At 65.3% G+C, this 15,792-nt stretch carries 15 protein-coding genes and 1 pseudogene; 7 read left to right on the forward strand and 9 right to left on the reverse strand.

The annotated features are described in order from the left end of the window. Nucleotides 1–371: 371 nt before the first annotated feature. Complete coding sequence (locus JWQ81_RS18875) at nucleotides 372–572, reverse strand: hypothetical protein (RefSeq protein WP_297543288.1); 201 nt, start codon at nucleotides 570–572, stop codon at nucleotides 372–374. Between the two features lie 24 nt (nucleotides 573–596). Beyond that, nucleotides 597–1,694 carry a site-specific integrase gene (locus tag JWQ81_RS18880; RefSeq protein WP_297543290.1) on the reverse strand — a complete coding sequence of 366 codons (1,098 nt, stop codon included), beginning with the start codon at nucleotides 1,692–1,694 and terminating at the stop codon, nucleotides 597–599. Nucleotides 1,695–1,808: 114 nt separating this feature from the next. Here JWQ81_RS18880 and JWQ81_RS18885 point away from each other — a divergent pair, with 114 nt between their 5' ends. Continuing rightward, on the forward strand, nucleotides 1,809–2,741 hold the full coding sequence (locus tag JWQ81_RS18885) for a LysR family transcriptional regulator (RefSeq protein ID WP_297543292.1): 933 nt from the start codon (nucleotides 1,809–1,811) through the stop codon (nucleotides 2,739–2,741). A 183-nt stretch (nucleotides 2,742–2,924) separates the two neighbouring features. Here JWQ81_RS18885 and JWQ81_RS18890 read toward each other — a convergent pair whose 3' ends face one another. Continuing rightward, nucleotides 2,925–3,776 carry a LysR family transcriptional regulator gene (locus JWQ81_RS18890; RefSeq protein WP_297543294.1) on the reverse strand — a complete coding sequence of 284 codons (852 nt, stop codon included), beginning with the start codon at nucleotides 3,774–3,776 and terminating at the stop codon, nucleotides 2,925–2,927. Between the two features lie 214 nt (nucleotides 3,777–3,990). Between JWQ81_RS18890 and JWQ81_RS18895 the strand changes: the two genes are divergently transcribed. Beyond that, nucleotides 3,991–4,488 carry a nuclear transport factor 2 family protein gene (locus tag JWQ81_RS18895; protein ID WP_297543296.1) on the forward strand — a complete coding sequence of 166 codons (498 nt, stop codon included), beginning with the start codon at nucleotides 3,991–3,993 and terminating at the stop codon, nucleotides 4,486–4,488. A 316-nt stretch (nucleotides 4,489–4,804) separates the two neighbouring features. Here the strand turns inward: JWQ81_RS18895 and JWQ81_RS18900 are convergent. Next, nucleotides 4,805–5,383 (reverse strand): annotated as a pseudogene (locus tag JWQ81_RS18900) (DUF4158 domain-containing protein). A gap of 343 nt (nucleotides 5,384–5,726) precedes the next feature. Between JWQ81_RS18900 and JWQ81_RS18905 the strand changes: the two are divergent. Next, nucleotides 5,727–6,170, forward strand: coding sequence for a nitroreductase family deazaflavin-dependent oxidoreductase (locus tag JWQ81_RS18905; protein WP_297543298.1), 444 nt, complete (start codon nucleotides 5,727–5,729; stop codon nucleotides 6,168–6,170). A gap of 256 nt (nucleotides 6,171–6,426) precedes the next feature. Here the strand turns inward: JWQ81_RS18905 and JWQ81_RS18910 are convergent, their stop codons facing one another. Further along, complete coding sequence (locus tag JWQ81_RS18910; protein ID WP_297543300.1) at nucleotides 6,427–10,137, reverse strand: CARDB domain-containing protein; 3,711 nt, start codon at nucleotides 10,135–10,137, stop codon at nucleotides 6,427–6,429. Between the two features lie 514 nt (nucleotides 10,138–10,651). On the opposite strand from JWQ81_RS18910, the gene JWQ81_RS18915 reads away from it, so the two are divergent. The 3 genes from JWQ81_RS18915 (at nucleotide 10,652) to JWQ81_RS18925 (ending at nucleotide 11,336) form a co-directional block, all read left to right on the forward strand. Continuing rightward, nucleotides 10,652–10,951, forward strand: a complete 300-nt coding sequence (locus JWQ81_RS18915; RefSeq protein WP_297543302.1) for a sigma factor — start codon at nucleotides 10,652–10,654, stop codon at nucleotides 10,949–10,951. Next, nucleotides 10,903–11,049 carry a hypothetical protein gene (locus JWQ81_RS18920; protein ID WP_297543304.1) on the forward strand — a complete coding sequence of 49 codons (147 nt, stop codon included), beginning with the start codon at nucleotides 10,903–10,905 and terminating at the stop codon, nucleotides 11,047–11,049. The genes JWQ81_RS18915 and JWQ81_RS18920 overlap by 49 nt, the downstream gene beginning before the upstream one ends. 89 nt (nucleotides 11,050–11,138) lie before the next feature. Continuing rightward, nucleotides 11,139–11,336: a hypothetical protein gene (locus JWQ81_RS18925; protein ID WP_297543306.1), complete on the forward strand. Its 198-nt coding sequence runs from the start codon at nucleotides 11,139–11,141 to the stop codon at nucleotides 11,334–11,336. A gap of 192 nt (nucleotides 11,337–11,528) precedes the next feature. Here JWQ81_RS18925 and JWQ81_RS18930 read toward each other — a convergent pair whose 3' ends face one another. The 4 genes from JWQ81_RS18930 to JWQ81_RS18950 form a co-directional block, all read right to left on the reverse strand. Beyond that, nucleotides 11,529–12,404 carry a TIGR03619 family F420-dependent LLM class oxidoreductase gene (locus tag JWQ81_RS18930; RefSeq protein ID WP_297543308.1) on the reverse strand — a complete coding sequence of 292 codons (876 nt, stop codon included), beginning with the start codon at nucleotides 12,402–12,404 and terminating at the stop codon, nucleotides 11,529–11,531. 158 nt (nucleotides 12,405–12,562) lie between these two features. Next, complete coding sequence (locus JWQ81_RS18935; protein ID WP_297543310.1) at nucleotides 12,563–13,240, reverse strand: hemerythrin domain-containing protein; 678 nt, start codon at nucleotides 13,238–13,240, stop codon at nucleotides 12,563–12,565. 52 nt (nucleotides 13,241–13,292) lie between these two features. Beyond that, nucleotides 13,293–13,391: a GMC oxidoreductase gene (locus JWQ81_RS18940; RefSeq protein WP_297543312.1), complete on the reverse strand. Its 99-nt coding sequence runs from the start codon at nucleotides 13,389–13,391 to the stop codon at nucleotides 13,293–13,295. A 435-nt stretch (nucleotides 13,392–13,826) separates the two neighbouring features. Then, nucleotides 13,827–14,564, reverse strand: coding sequence for a chorismate mutase (locus JWQ81_RS18950; protein WP_297543314.1), 738 nt, complete (start codon nucleotides 14,562–14,564; stop codon nucleotides 13,827–13,829). 446 nt (nucleotides 14,565–15,010) lie between these two features. On the opposite strand from JWQ81_RS18950, the gene JWQ81_RS18955 reads away from it, so the two are divergent. Beyond that, nucleotides 15,011–15,310 carry a hypothetical protein gene (locus JWQ81_RS18955; protein WP_297543315.1) on the forward strand — a complete coding sequence of 100 codons (300 nt, stop codon included), beginning with the start codon at nucleotides 15,011–15,013 and terminating at the stop codon, nucleotides 15,308–15,310. Nucleotides 15,311–15,792: the final 482 nt, after the last annotated feature.

A 15,792-nucleotide genomic window follows, 5' to 3' on the forward strand; every position in this document is an offset into this window, starting at 1 on the left:
CTGCTACCTGGCCTCCTGACAGCTACCCGGACCGGACTCACACCGGCAGGCGACAACGAGCTTCAGATCACGTCATGACCGCTGGACAGTCACCTCCTGATCACAGGGCGCACCGGCTGGAGTACTAACCCTGACGCCCGGACAATGCGAGGTCCCGGCGAGCCACCTGCCGCATTGTTTCCCAGAGTTCTCGAGCGATTGTTACGTGGAGGACCGGGCAGCGCAGGTGCCGATTGTCTGTTCTCGAAATGAATCGACTTCAGCCCTCGACGTCTCGGTGCGGGCGTCAGTGCCGAACCTGCTCATGGACCTGCAGTGGGACCTCGGCTTCTCGTGCCCGTAGGCCGTCGACCGCCCGGCACATCGCGTCACTAACTGATGCTGAAGGATTTATAGCCGAGTAGCGTAGTGGCCGACTGGTGCAGCGACGGAAGGGCATATCCCTGCCCAGTGCAATCCGCATTCAGGTAAAGCAGAATGTCCGAAGCGGTCAGGTTCGAAGCCGAGCGGACGACGAAATCGGCAGCAGCGCAACCTGTTCCGGCGAGCAGGATCGCCGGCACGGCGGCCACTGCGAGAACGGATACTCAGGGAATTCACAGATCGAGCGCGTCGGCGGCGTTGTCGTCCCAACGATCGACGCGGCGGATGTACTCGTACAGCGCGCGGCTGCCGCGGACCCAGCGGCCCTGGTCCGCGATCGCGATGTCGTCGGCGCCGGCGCGGCGGGCTTCGGTGGCGAACCCGGAACGCAGGGAATGCCCGGTCACGGTGTAACCGAGGTTCGCACGGTCGCCGCAGCGGGTGAGGATCTGGTTGATCCCGGTCGTGGTCAACCCGTGCTGCGAAAAGTTCCCGTGGCGGTCGATCCGGCGGAACGCGGGCCCGTCGGCGATGCCCGAAGCGTTGAGCCACGCCTGCCAGGCCCTGGCCGGGTCGGTGTCCGGGCTGGCGCGGCGGGGGACTGCCATGTCGCCGGTGCTCTTACCGTGGCGGACGGTGATCTCAAGGCCCCGTGAGTCGGTCGCGGTGATGTCGGTGACCAGCAGGTTCGCCAGATCCGAACACCGAGCGGCGATGGGAAACCCGATCAGCAGCATCGCGCGGTCACGCCGGCCGGAGAGGGTGTCCGGGCAGGCACGTGACATCGCCCGCAGATCGGCGAGGGTGACCATGGTGGCCTTGCCGCGGCCGAGCGCGGTCCCCGCTTGGGCGAGGCGCTGCCGGTAGCCGTTGAGTGCCTGCCACGCGGCTCGACTGGTCTCGGGGTCGATGTGGACGTTATGTCCGCGCAGACCGGCGATGGCGCCGGTGAGGCGACGTTCCACGGTCGACGGCGCGGCGGGCGCGGTCCGTTCCCCTGAACGCGGGACCCGGCCACGTTCGAGCCAGACCACGAACCCGGTCAGCGCGCCGGCGGTGCCCGACAGCAGGGGGATACCGAGATCGGCGGTGTAGTCCTCCCACACCTTCCAGTCCTGCGCGTACGCCTTGATCGTGTTCGCCGGCCGCTGCGTCGAGACGTACTGCGCGGCGGCGGCATCCAGGTGCGCCAGGCGTTCTTGCGGTGTCAGGCCGACGAGATCGGGGATCGCCGCTTCGCTCGCGACGACGTCGGCGCCGGTCGGTGCCGGCGGCAGGCCGCCACGACGCCGCGGGCCCGGCCCGTAGCGCTGCCCGCCCGGTGACGTCATGGTGTCCGCACCTTTCCGAGTCCTGTCGGGTCTAGTTTCCCGTCCTGCGCCGTAGGGACGCGAGGCGACACGCGGCACGTCACAACTCATCGTTGTGGGAGTAGGTTCTGCGGCGTGGATCTCGATGCGGTTCGTACCTTCGTCGCCGTCGCCGAGATCGGCCAGTTCCAAGCCGCTGCGGACGATCTGGCCATCACCCAGCAAGCAGCCTCGAAACGAGTGGCCAGACTGGAGCGAGAACTCGGTGTGCAGCTCCTTGCGCGCACCGCGAGGGGCGCCACACTGACCGTCGACGGCCAAGCGCTGTTACCCCACGCACGCGAACTTCTCCGCGCCGCCGAACGTGCCACAGCGGCCGTGACTCCAGGGCGCCGAGCCCTCCGGATCGACGTCGTCAGCCGCAGGATCGCGCCGTCCGCCATCCTGCACGCCTTCTACCAGCAACACCCCGACATCCAGCTCGATGTCGTCACCCTGCTCAACGCTGACGCCGCATCGGCACTGGCCGAGGTCGGTTCGGGCACCCTGGACGCCACGTTCAGATCGCTGCGAGCCTCCGCCCGCAAAGTCCCGAGCGGGCTCCGGTCAGCGCGCGTCATCGACGACCGGCACGAACTGCTGGTCGGCCCCCGGCACCCGTTGGCGAACGCCAAGACGGTGACGCCGGCTCAGCTCACCGAGCACCCCATCTGGATGCCCGGCATGTCCGACAGCGAGCCGATCGGCTACTACGACGATCTGGCGAAGACGTTCGGGCTCACCATCGACACGATCGGGCCGGCCTTCGGCAACGAAACCCTCCTCGCCGAAATCGCCGACTCGAACCGGCTCGCCACGTTCGTCGGCGAAGGCTCGCGATACCTCTGGCCAGAACGCTACGACCTCCGCCGAATCCCCGTGGTCGACCCGATCCCGGTCTACCCGCTCTCCGTGATCTGGCGAGCCGACAACCCGCACCCCGTCCTCGCGGACTTCCTGGAGTACCTCCAGGTCAGGTACGAAGCGACCTCCGCCACGGACGTATGGACCCCGGATTGGGCACGCTGAGGCTGCCCGCTTGTCTTCCACGGTCCGAGCACGGTGATCCGGTACTCGCCCGCGGGGCCGGAGAATTGGACGTTGCCGGTCGCGTCGGTGGTCGCGGTCACCACGTGGCCGTTGTCGAGGCCTTCATCACGGACATCGTCAACGAAGCGGCCGAACACCGGCGCCGCTTGGTTCAGGCGGCATTCAGACTGCGGCGGCAGGACCGACAGAGTGGAGTGACCGCGTACTTCCCTCCCGGGCCGCAATGCGTTTCGCGGCCAGCGTGAAGGCTTCCCTGGCCGCCAATGGAGTGTTGCGGGGCCAGCCGAGGACGAGCTGCGTTGCTGGGAGATCACTGACGGGCACCGCGGTGATCCGTGTGCCGAGCTGGCTGGTCGCGCTGTGCCCGACGACTACCACGAGCTGCCCGAGCACGACCCGCTCGACGATCTCGTCGAGGCCGAGCGGCGGGCAGTCACGTTCGAACCGGTCGTCTCGGGCGAGGTCTGCGACGCTGACTGATCTGCGCCCGGCAAGCGCGTGGCCTACCGGCAGCAAGGCAACGGGCAACTCCTCGGTCAGTTCCGTATGGTCCAGGCCCCGGATGTCCTCGCTGGCACAGATGAGTCCGATGTCAGCTGTGCCGTCGTGCAGTGCGGTGGCTTGGTGTCCGGTGAACACGAGATCCACCGGCACGGCGCCCGGGTACTGGCGGTATCCATCGAGGACGTCGGCGAGGAGGCCGGTCCCTGTTCCAGGCCGGACAGCGAGCACGAGCCGCTGCGGCCGCGCTGCCTGCTGAGTGCGGCGGACGGCGCTGTCGAGGGCGCTGAGCGACTTCCGGCACTCCCGCAGAAAGACCTTCCCGGCCGAGGTGAGGACCACACGACGGCTGGTGCGATCCAGCAGCCCGACACCAAGGCGGCGCTCAAGCTTGCTGATCGCGCGGGACAGCGGCGGCTGCGCGATACCGAGCTGGTCGGCGGCACGACCGAAGTGAAGGTTCTCGGCGACGGCGACGAAGTAGACGAGCTCCTGCGTTTTCAACCGATCCATACCTTCAAGGTATCAGATGTTACCGAGATGATCATTGCTGTCCTCGTCTTGACCTGGTCATATGGAGGAATCGAGCACCTGCGAGAGGAGTCCTCGTGAGCGACGCACAGCTGATCCGGCACGTGCTGCGCGGGCGGCAATTCACGGCTCCGCATCCGGAGCGCGAGACAAGCCTCCTCGAATCCGCCCAAGTCACCGAGAAACGGAGTCAATCATGAGCACGCAGTACCGGGTAACCAGTCCAGAACGCGAGATCGACGAGGTCATGGCCCGGTACGTCCGAGCCCACGACTACCGGGACGCAGCAGCGATGTCCGCATTGTTCGCCGACGATGGTGTTGTCGAGATCTTCTACTGCGGAAACCGCGAAAACGAACACCTGGGAACGCTGGAAGGGGCGGCGACGATCGGAAACGCAATCGCGGGAATGATGAAACCGCACCCCCCGCGTGGCTGGAGCCACAACGTGACCTCCAGTCATATTGTGCACGTCGACGGCGACACAGCCACCCTCGAGGTGCAATTCATCATTTTCAATGCCGTCGGAGACGAGCAGCCCGCAGACGGCTGGCCCGCCGGCGCTTTCGGGTCGCAAGGGTCGATCACGCCGATCGAATCCGGTTACTACGAGACAACGTTGCACCGCAGCGGTGATCAGTGGAAGATCACCAAGCATGTGATCAAGCACGACATCCCGTATGCACTCGCATGAGACTGAGAACGATGGCTTGATTTCGCCCGGAGATTCTCCGCTGAAGCGAACGTGACGTTGGTGTACTTCGAGGACTCGAATGTCACGTTCGGTTCAGCGGCACTCGTTCGAAATATCCGATGAGAGCGCGACGACATCTCGATGGTTCAGTGGCTGAGCGGGTTGTAGTGGAGCTGCCCGGCCGGGGTTGAGTAGCAGCGGTACAGCCGTTGGCGCTAAGCCGGAAATCTGCTGGTCAGTGGGAGAGATGGGTCGAACAGGAGGTCGGGCTCCAGCTACGTGGCGACGATGATGCGGAGCCCCGGCTCGGCAACGTTCAGCCGCGGCGTCGCGGACTGGACAGAGCTTCGGTGGCCTGGTGCACGGTGGCCAGGCCGGGGAGGATACTCACCCCGGGCAACAGCACGCGGTGGCGGCGCAGCCAGGCGGTGGCGTGGTTGAACAACGCGACCGGGCCTTCGGCGTGGGTCCACGCGCGGCCATAGAGGAAGGTGCGAAACTTCCGGCCCCAGGCCTGGTCGTCGTACTTGTGGTAGCCGAATGCCTGCTCGATCTCCCAAGCGTGCTCGTAGGCAGTCTTCGGCCGCTCGGTGTAGCTCTTCACACACGAGGGATCGGCGATGCCGAGCTACTCGCCGAGGTACTCGACCACCGGCTACGGCACCTCGAGCGGGTCTTGCGGGAACAGTCCGATGTAGCGGACCGTGCAGATTTGCAGGGCGAACCCGAGCCGGGAATGGTCGCCGCGACGTTTGCCGATCAGGCGGCGGTCCGCGTCTTCGAGGAGGAAGAACCGCTCGAGCTCCGGACGTGTCGGGTCCTGCCCGAACGTTCCGTACGCCTCGGCCTGCTCATCGGTCAGAACTCCACTGGCACAAGGCGAAACCGTACTCAAATGTGCCGTTGACCAGGCATCCAGGGTGGGGACGTTCCCGGTGGATGATGACCCGCGAATCCGTCGGCCAGGTCGCTAGGTCGAGCATGCCGGTGATCTCCGCGACCCACGCTCCGGGGCGGCGGGAGCGCGGCCAATGCCGTCGTGAGGACTTCGATGATGTCGCGGTACACATGTGTTCACGAAGTCCTGAGACAGGACAGAGGGTTAGAGTGCTCGTAGCCGCCCACGAGCCACCCGCCCAGCAGAAACGCCCAACAGTCCCGCGTCCTACACGCAAGATCGCCAAACGGGGTATAGTCCGATTGGTAGCGAAACGGACGACGAAATGGATGGTGGAGTAATGCCTCTCACCGGGGAGTACGAGCCGAGCACGTTCGAGTTCAGCCGCAACCAGGTGGATCTCTACGAGAGCTCCGGCGGCACAGAGGGCACCGACAATCAGGGTGCACCCGTGATCATCCTGACCTCAGTGGGGGCCAAAACCGGCAAGATTCGTAAGACCGCCCTGCAGCGCGTGGAGCACGGCGGGGCGTACGCAGTCGTGGCGTCCTTGGGTGGTGCACCCAAAAACCCTGTCTGGTACTACAACTTGAAGGCGAACCCGCACGTCGAGCTCCAGGACGGCCCGGTCAAGAAGGACTATCAGGCCAGGGAAGTCGATGGCGACGAGTACGCCACGTGGATAGACCGGGCCGTCGAGGCGTGGCCCGACTATGCGGAGTATCAGAAGAAGACCACCCGCAGGATGCCCATCTTTGTCCTGACACCCTTCGACGCGCAGTAGCGTCCGCGGGCCCCGGGCGGCATGTTTCCACGGCACGCGCCGCCCGGCCTCAGGACTCAAGCAGGCCCCCGAGCTTTCGTGCAGACGATGACCAAGCGTGCAGAAATCCCGCGGAATTGCTCTGCGGCTATGTAAGCCTTGAGTCTGTTCGCGGCGTGAGGGCGCCGTGAACTCTGACTCCTCACCACTCGCGCGACGCTCGGCACAGCGATCATCGCTGTGCCGAGCGTCAGTCGGTATGCCGAGGCCGCGACGGCTACGGCATACCCAGGAATCGCCTCCCCACCGATACCGGCGGCACGGAACTTCGTGATCCGGCCGGTGCCGCCGGTGACGAACCGCCGGTGATCACGAAGCCGGATCCTGGTTCGGTCACGATATTGCCTGTGGCCGAATGGGAAATGGTCACATTCGTCAGCGTCGCGCTGCCGCGAGCGCCGCTCATGGCCAGGATTCCCGCGCCGTTGTTGGACTTGTCGATTTTCACGTTGGTGACCGCGACGCCCGGCATGGTGCCACCGCCGGTCTTGAACTGGAGACCGTCGTAGGTCGAGTCGTAGATATCGGTGTCCCGGATCGTCACGCCGGTGATATCCTTGTTCGCCGCGAAGATCGTGAGAGCCCCGAATTTCTGCGCCTCACCCCAGAAAACGCCACCACACCGGTAAAGTGCGTTGTTGGCGACCAGTGTCTGCCCCGAGAAGGGCAGTGGATCGTGATCGGTCGCCAGCATGATGCCCGGGTAGTTCATGGTGTCATAGACCAGGTTGTTCTCGATCTTGTTGCCGTAGCCGCCGTAGATCGCGATGCCGGTTGCCCGCCAGGGCAGCTGCACGGTGTTGTTGAGGAACTGGTTGTCGTGCCCGATGTCCACCGCCGGGTCCTTGACGTACCGGTTGGCCCAGACGGCGAGTGAGTCGTCGCCGGTGGTGCGGAACGAGGAATTGAACACCCGCGAGTTCCTGGTGCCGTTGGTGAAGTTGATCCCGTCGGCGTAGGTGTCGCGGATGCGCATGCCGCTGAACTGCAGCCCGTCGGCCGGCCCCCACAAGTCCGGGATGTTGTCGTAGTCGCGGCCTACCCAGACCCCCACGTTGGCGTGTTCGATCCACACGTTGGTGATCTTGGTGTACTGGCCGAACCGCCCGTTCAGGCCGACGCCGCCCTGGGCATTGCCGTCACCGCCGCGGATCCGGCCCGAGCCGAAGATGGCGATGTCGGAGATCTGGGTGTTCTTGTCGATGTCGAAACCGAAGTTGCCTTCGTGCGGGTGGTTGATGCTGCCCACCGCGTTCTGCGGCTCGATCAGGCTGTACAGCTGGGAATACCACATCCCCGCGCCGCGGATTGTCACATTGCTGATGCCCACCTGGTTGTACTGCCCGCGATGCAGCGGATCGGGAGTGAGGATCTTCTTTTCCTGCCGCCACTGCCCGGCCGGGATCCACACGCAGTTGATGACCCCGTTCTGGTTGTCGGTCACCGCGCGCTGGATGGCGTCGGTGTCCTCGATCCCGTCGTTGGGCACCGCGCCATAGGCCGTGATCGACGTGCACCCGGCGGGCTGGCTCAGCGGTGGTGCTACCTGCTCCAGATCGATCAGGTCGATGATGTAGTAGGACGCCGTGTCGGACGCGTCGCGCTGCAGCCGGAACTTGGTGCCCGGCGGGTAGCTCGCCGACAGCAGCGCATGCGATTCGTCGAACAGGCGCCTGGCGTCGCCGGACGGAGTGTTCGACAGGGACTCGGGTCCGTCGCTGTTGCCGTACAACCAGCTGTGCTGTGAGGAGAGATTCAGCTTCTGGGCGAAGGTTCCGTTGATGTACAGGCTGATGCTGGCATCGATACCGCCACCGTTCGGCGCGTCCGGGATGGAGTTTCGCACCACAATGGAGTTCGAGGCGTTGGTCGAGGTGAATTCGACGAACTGCCCGGTGTTGTTCAGCTGCACCGATGCGCGCCCGGAGGATTCGGTGGCGAAGTTGGTGTGCCCGTAGGTGCGTAGCGGATCGGTCACCAGCAGCGTGCCTTGGTAGTTGGCGGCTTCCGCCTCGTACTCGACCCACGGGACGGCTGCACCTCGGCCGACCACGATCGACTGCGAGAGCGAATTGTTGGTTTCGTTGGTTTCCGCGACGACATTGGTCGCGTCAGCGGCGGCGGTGATGGTGGCTCCGCCGGCGACGGCGGTCCAGCTGCCGCCGATGGCCACGGTGACCGTCGCGCCGGCGGCGATGGACGGGGTGTCGGTGTTGAGCGTGGTGCCGCCGACGGTCACGCGGGTGACCGTGGTCACGCCCGTCGCGACGGTACCGCGGTTGTTCACCGCGACGGTGAACGTGACGGGGCTTCCGGCGGCCGGGTTCGGCGGGCTCGAGGTGATCGCGAGAACCTGCAGATCAGGCCCGGGAGCCTGTGCGATCACCAGTGGCGAAGGTGCGGTGAGGGTGTTGTTGTCCTTGCGCTGCTCGATGATCGTGTTGGCCGGGTCGACCACTGCCGAGACGGGGTAGCTGCCCATCGGCCGGGTGCCGGCGGCGAAGGAGACGGTGGTCGAGGCGCCGGCGGCGAGCGCGCCCACGGCGGCGTTGCCCGCGACCGTGCCGCCGAGGGTGAAGTTGACCGTGGTCGCGCCGGCCGCCGCGGTGCCGATGTTGTCGACCGTGGCCGAGAAGGTGATCGGGGTGACCTCGTTCGGCGAGGCGGGCGACCAGCTCACCGCGCTGACAGTCAGGTCCGGGTTGGGCGCCGGCACGCCGATGGCCTGCAGTTCGGCGACCTGCCCGCCGGGTGCTCCGGTATTGCTGAAGAACTGCAGCCGCACGTCGGCGGTGCGGGCGGTGACCGGGATCGTCACCGAGTTCTGGTTCGCCGACGGGCCGAAGGCGTAGTCGGCTCGTGCCACCAGCGAGGTGTACGCCGTCGCTGCCTGGTCACGACCGAGGACCTCGAAGTTCTGCGTCCGCGGCCCCCACGCCGGATCGGGGTTGAGCTTGACCACGACCGAGGTGAGATCGGCATTGGCGCCCAGCTTCACCGTCAGCGTCGAAGGGTAACCGGCGGACTCCCAGTAGGTGGTGATGTTGCCGTCATCGGCGTTGGCGGCAACGAAGTTGACGGCATTCGACGACGCGTCGATGGGCTTGCCGGCGGCCAGGTTGGTGCCGCTGCCGCCCGGGCCAGGCCGGCTCACTCGGTTGCTGTCGGGCGACTCGTTGCCCGCGGCGTCGCGAGCCCGCACGAAGTACTCCAGGGGCACCGTCGACGACTGGGTTTCGGTATAGGCGAGGACGTTGCCCGCCAACGTCGCGACGAGCGAGTTATTGCGGTAGACGACATACGCGTTCACCCCGACGTTGTCGGTCGACGCCGTCCAAGCCAGGTGGATCTGCCCTTGGCCGGGTTCGGTGATCGTCAGGTTGCCGGGTGCGACCGGCGGCTGGGTATCGCCGGAATCCGGCCCGTACAGCTCGAATTCCGAGACCTGCGCGGCGGGCTGCCCGGTATTGGCCGTGACGTTCAGCCGGACGTAGCGGGTGGTCGTCGCCGGGAACGAGATCGTCACGGTGTTGTTCCCGGCCGGGGTGAAGTTGTAGCCGGCGGTACCGACGACATCGGCGAACGAGGTGCCGGTCGTGCTGCCCTGAACGGCGATGGTCTGCGTGCGCGCACCCCAGGAAGCGGGCAGTTTCAGCACGATCTTGGTGACGCTCGCGGCTGTCCCGAGATCGGCCTGGAGCCACTGCGGGAGAGCGTTGTTGTTGCTCTCCCAGTAGGAGTCCTGGTTGCCGTCGCCCGCGTTGCCGACGGGGTAGCCGGGCAGGGAACTGCTGGCCGACAGGGTCTTGCCGAGAACGAGGTTGGGTGTCGCCGCTGCCGCGACACCGGCGGGAGAGAGCCCGATGGCGATCAAGCCGACGGTGAGGATGCCGGTGATCAGCCGACGGCTGAGCTGCTTCCGTTTCATGAGGTCCTCTGTTCTGTTGTCACGACAGAGCGGGTTGCCGCGGAGCCGGAGCACGACGACCCGACGGACCTCGCGGTGAAGCGGCATGCGGGTGGTACGTGGCATCGAGACGCGCCGGTGCGCCGGGGTTGGGGGGCTTGGGAGGTGGGTGGGGTTTTGAGGAGGAGCTGCTTCGAACTTGCGGGAAACTCAGCGAATTTTGAGTGGAGTTCGTTACTTTTTGCAAGACAGAGGTCAAAGGTTGCAGATGCATCCCCGGTTCGTCAACGGTTCGGGCAAAACGCCCGACGCAGGGAGGGGTCCGGGATGATCTCTGCGGCGCTCGGCCGCATGCTCCGCGGAGACGCGGTCGAGGTCTGCGATCACGAAAAAGAGGGCGCCCTCCGGAGCACCCGGCCCCGGCCGCCGCAGGAATTCCAGCTGAAAGTCCTCCGGTGCGATGATGGCGTGCCGATTTGTGTTATGCCGTCCCCGAAGAGGAACCCTCCCGTAGTCATGACCGACATTCCACACAGTGGGCGCACGGGGCCCGGACAGGTCCAGGGTCGAGGCCACCATGGTGCGGGCCGCACAAGACGGCGACCAACAGGCCCTCGACACGCTCGTGGCCGACTATCTGCCCCTGATCTACAACATCGTGGGCCGCGCCTTGGCCGCACATGCCGAAACCGACGACGTCGTGCAGGAGGTCATGCTGCAGATGATCCGCGACCTGCGGAAACTCCGCGACCCCGACGCCTTCGGTCTTGGCTGGTCTCGATCGCGATGCGGCAGGTCCGCCGGCACTGGCGAGTACGGCGAAGCGCGCCGCTGACCACCGCGATCGAAGGCCTGGACGAGACGGCGCTGCTCGCCGACCCCGGCGCGGACTTCGTCGACCTGACGATCACGGCGCTCAAGACAGGTGCGTGACTCCAATTCAGTTGACCTGCACTAACTCAAGTTTGGTGCGCACCGTTCGATGCCGTCGGGCTCAGTTTATCTGCGTTGTTTGGGTGAACATGTGCATACCGAAATGCGGTCTGCTGCCTTCGCCGCCCGAAGCTGCGCCGCGGTACCTAGACGCGGTGGCGAAACGCGCCGACGGCGATGACTGGACTTATCTCGAGATCAAAGCACCCCACAACGCAATGCTTGCCGACCCACACATGGTCGCGGAGGCACTCATCATGCTGGCACGTCGGGACGAGGCGCAGTAGTGCTCCACGGAAGCGCACGCAGCCCGCGAGGGTTCAGGCATAGCCAAGCCCCGTTGAACCGCGCGTGCTCGGCTGAGGACCCGGATCGAGAGGACGGTTGCCACCCACCCCACGAAGGACTCGTGGGGTGGGTGGCAACTGGTCGAGTTCGGGCAAAATAGGTCCAACTACTCGCTTGTATTCAGCGCAGGATCAGTTGGTTCCACATTTGCGCACGAGGCGATCAACGATATCCAATGCTTGATCGACTTCTGTAGCGATGTTCATCATGTCAACGAAGGCATGGGTGATTCCCGCCTCACGCGCTGCGCGGGTGAGGAATTCCACTACGTCGTCCGCAGTGCCGTTCCCTTGGGGATATACGCGCAGGATCATGTCGAGATTGCCGGGGTCACGTCCGTGTTCGGCAGCGAGCTTTCCGATCTGGTTCATCGGAGCGGTGATGGCATCGGCATCGAACTCCATAAGTCCCGGCACCACGACGGGCAGCCAGCCATCCGCCCGGCGGGCGGTTCTGCGCATGGCGGCTTCCGAGTATCCCCCCAGATAGACGGGAGGCCGAGGGACCTGTACTGGCCTGAGTTCGACGTGGGTGGCCGGAATACTCCAGTATTTCCCTTCGTGCGAGGCGGGATTCAGCGTCCATAATGATTCGAGCGCGTCCAGGCACTCGTCAAGTCGAGCGCCACGCTCATTCATCGGGATGCCGACAGCTTGGTATTCGTCTGGTGACCAGCCTGTACCGAATCCGGCCATGAGTCGTCCGCCGCTGACGAGGTCGATGGTCGTCAGTGACCGGGCCAGCAAGGCTGGTGGATACCACGGCGCGATCAGGACGTTGGAGCCGATGACGGCTGTGCGGGTGACGGCTGCGGCGGCAGCCATCAGCGCGAAGGGGTCGAGTACGGAGTGGAACGCTTCAGGGATCTCATCCGTGCCGCCGTAGCCGACGGTGGGCTTCACTGGAGCGAGCAGTCGGTCGCCGACCCAGAAACTTGCGGCGCCGAGCCGCTCGGCCTCTGAGGCGAATCTGGCGATTTCCTGCGGTTGGTGAGCAAGGCGGCCCATTTGCGGGAGGGTGAATCCAACGCGCATTAGAACTTCCTGATCGTGGGGAGAGGACGCGACACCTGCGACGTGACAGGACCGCGTTTTGGTGTTCTCGATGGTCGAACAACAGTGGGCCGCTGGGGTGTGCCGCCCGGCCGGACCGCGTGACCGTCTCCTTAGTCGGTGCTGCGCGACGGCGTACGAGTTCCATGCACTCGCAGCGAATGGGTGGCGTACGCCTTGGGGGCTGCTGTCTTGATGTGCGTGCGTGCCGCAGGCGGCATCCGGGCGAGGTCCAGGTCGACGACCTCGGGATCGCCTTCATACATCAGCATGCCGACTCCGACCAGGCGGAGGGCCGGGTCGACCTCTGCTCCGGCTGCGGTGCCCATCTGGTCCCACTCGCTCAGCGTGACGTGCTTTGCTACGACAGGAAGGATGTGCTTCTCCTCCATGCCGAGATGCTCGTTGAGTACGACGACCAGCCGATCGAGTGCGGTAGCGAGCGTCGCACGCCGAGTCGGCTCGGCACCGTCACGCCAGCTGGGCAGGTTCGAACCGATCTCCTTGCTGAGCTGCTCGATCTGCTGGTGATGATCTTCCATCACCTTGACGACCGGGGCGATGTCTTCTGGTCCGCGGTCCAGCAGGATCGGCCACAGGACGAGATCCTCGCCTCGGTGGTGTGCGTGCAGGATGGTCGCGACGAAGTCAATATGCTCGGCGACAACCAGCGACCGCGCAGTGTCGTAGTCGCCTACGCCCCGTACTAGCGCGGGCAGGAGGCGGACCTCACGCCGGAGTGCGTTGTGCAACACGATCATGGGGCGGACATTGGCATAGACGATTGTCATGGCACTAACCTTTCGTACCCAGATGCGGCAGGCGCGATTTTCGTCGTGGGTGTTACTGGGCAATCAGGGAGGCGGCACGTTCGGCGATGGCGAGCACCGTCGCGTTGGTGTTGGCTGCGACGACCGTGGGCATGACGGAGGCGTCGGCCACGCGTAGTCCGTCGATTCCGTGGACTCGCAACCGGGGTGTCGACCACGGCGTCCGGGTCGTGGCCAATGCGGCAGGTGCCGACGGGGTGGTAGATGCTGCTCGAACCGCCCAGCACCCGGCCGCGAGGGTAGAAGATCTGCGTATCACCGAGCGCGCGCTGCGGCGTTGTGGTGAAGGCCCAGTCGACGTCGCTCCCCAGCAGGGCCGGGAAACCCGATGGATCCTTCATCGCGTCCGGGCCGTCGGCCGGGCCTGCTTCGAGCAGGACGACGGTGACGGCCGGGTCCTCGGACAGTCGCGAGGCGATAACGCACCCCGCGGTGCCTGCGCCGACCACGACATAGTCCGCGCTGGCGATGACGGCAGCTGGGTCGGCAATATGTTGGGAAGTCATGGTTCTCCTGATGCGCGTGGGTACCCGAGTCGGAGGTGAGGTCAGGCTGGCGAGCAGACTGAGCCCAGGGCGACTGCCAGCGCGTGGCGGTGCAGTGCGTCGAGGTGGTTGAGGATCAACCCGGACAGGCTTGCTACCCACAGCTGTACGTCGCACGACGGTGCCTGATGGCGAATGGCCTGGGTAGACGCCAGCTCATGCAGGATTTCGGTGGTGAGTTCGTCGAGCTGCTGCCTGATCTGTCCCAGGTCCGGTCGCGTGGTCGGAGCTTGATCAGGATGCTCGGTCCACTGCTGCAGCAGGCCCGTCTGGACGACCTTGCTCGCATTGATCTGGTCCTGGAAGAACTGCACCGTCGCCGCGGGGGCGATCCCGAGGGCCACCGCACGTTGCCGGACCCCGTCGAGTTCCTGCTGTTCGCGGGCAGGGTCGTCGACGGGTTTACCCGTGCCGAACTTCGACGCTGCGACCTGATCGCTGACGAGTAACCGTTGGATCGCCAGATCGGTCAGGGGACCGAGGCTGCCGAGTGAGTGGAGAGAGCTGATGCTCTTAGCAGACGGGGGCGGGGTGTCGTGCGGCTCGGCCATGGCTGGGGTCACTCCAGGAAATACGAAAGCTCCGGCGGCCAGCGGGATCAGCATTGACATCAGCCGAATCGGGTTTCTGGTAGACATCGAAAGTTCACTTTCTGTCAATTGCAGGGTGACTACTGATGACAAGCGCGCTGCCCGGATCGATTCGCATTGGTGGAGGCGCGGGTTCGTTTCGAGCTGCACTATCGGCGTGCTCGTGGCTTTGCCTGGTGATCGTCCGAGTTCAACGCCCGCGCGATGTGTCGCTGGCTCGGAATGACTCCTCTCTTTCCGTGATCGACCTTCTTGCGGATCTTCTGTGGAAAAGCGACATCCTTACGCAGTCACGGGACTGACGGCTGAGGAGTTCAGTATTTGATGCACGTTGTGGCGTGCGTCACCTTATTGCGCAGCGTGCATGTGCGCCGGCCCTCGGGCTGTCGCCTGGATGTCCGAGTCCGGATTTGCGGTACGGAAGATAGCGGCGGTAACGACGAGGTTGCCCGTTCACCACCTTCGGCGCCCCGGAAAACCTGGGACTCATAGAGCTCCCGGACCCGACGCCGGCCGAGGACGAGGTCCTGGACGCCGTTGAAGCCGCAACCGTCAACCCGGTCGAGACGCTGATCCAGAACGGCACACTCCGTGCGATGACGCCGGCCGGCGCGGTGGCGCCGTTCGTGCTCGGCTTCGATCGCGCAGGGACTGTCACGGCGGTGGGCAAGGGCGTCGAACCCGAGCTGGTCGGCACTCACGTGCTGGGGTTCTCGCAGTGGTTCGTGACCGGGCACGGTACCCAGGCATCCCTCGTCGCCCTTCCGTGCGAGAACATCGCTGTCGCCGGCGGCAGGTTCACCTCGGCCGAGCTGACCACCTTCGGCCTCAACGGCCTCACAGCGCTGTTCTTCGCCGAGGCCGCCGGTCAAGAAGAACAGCGCCGGCGTTCCTGACTACGGCGCAGTGCGCCGATCTGCTCGGATGTGGCCTGGTCGGCGAGAGTCGAGGTGCCGACACATTGGCCTCGGGCGTCCCCAGTGGGGGAGCGGACCCCCGAGCTGACTGTGGTCTGCCCTTCTCGCCGGCACGCCGGTCGCCCTGTCTGTGGCTCGCCCTCGCCTGAGGGGGCACCGATGGCTCAGGAAACAGGAACCGACCTGGGCAAACGCGGCGGCGAACACACGCCGACCTGCTGGGGACCAGCAAGAACCAGGTGTAACCGTGGTGCTCGCTCAATCAGCGCCAGATGCTGCCGACGACGACCGAAACGCCTGCCTCCGACCAGGTAAAACGCTCTCAGATCGATTCTAAGGTCTTGCCGATAATTAAAGCGTTGGTTTGTTGGGGTCTTCCGGTGTGATGCCCGAAGCGGTCAGGTAGTCGTGGAACTGGGCCAGTGTGGTGAGTGGAGTGCCTGGCTCGGTGACGTGTCCGA

Origin of the sequence: Amycolatopsis sp. (assembly GCF_025464955.1) — a bacterium.
In the GTDB taxonomy this organism is placed as follows: Bacteria; Actinomycetota; Actinomycetes; order Mycobacteriales; family Pseudonocardiaceae; genus Amycolatopsis.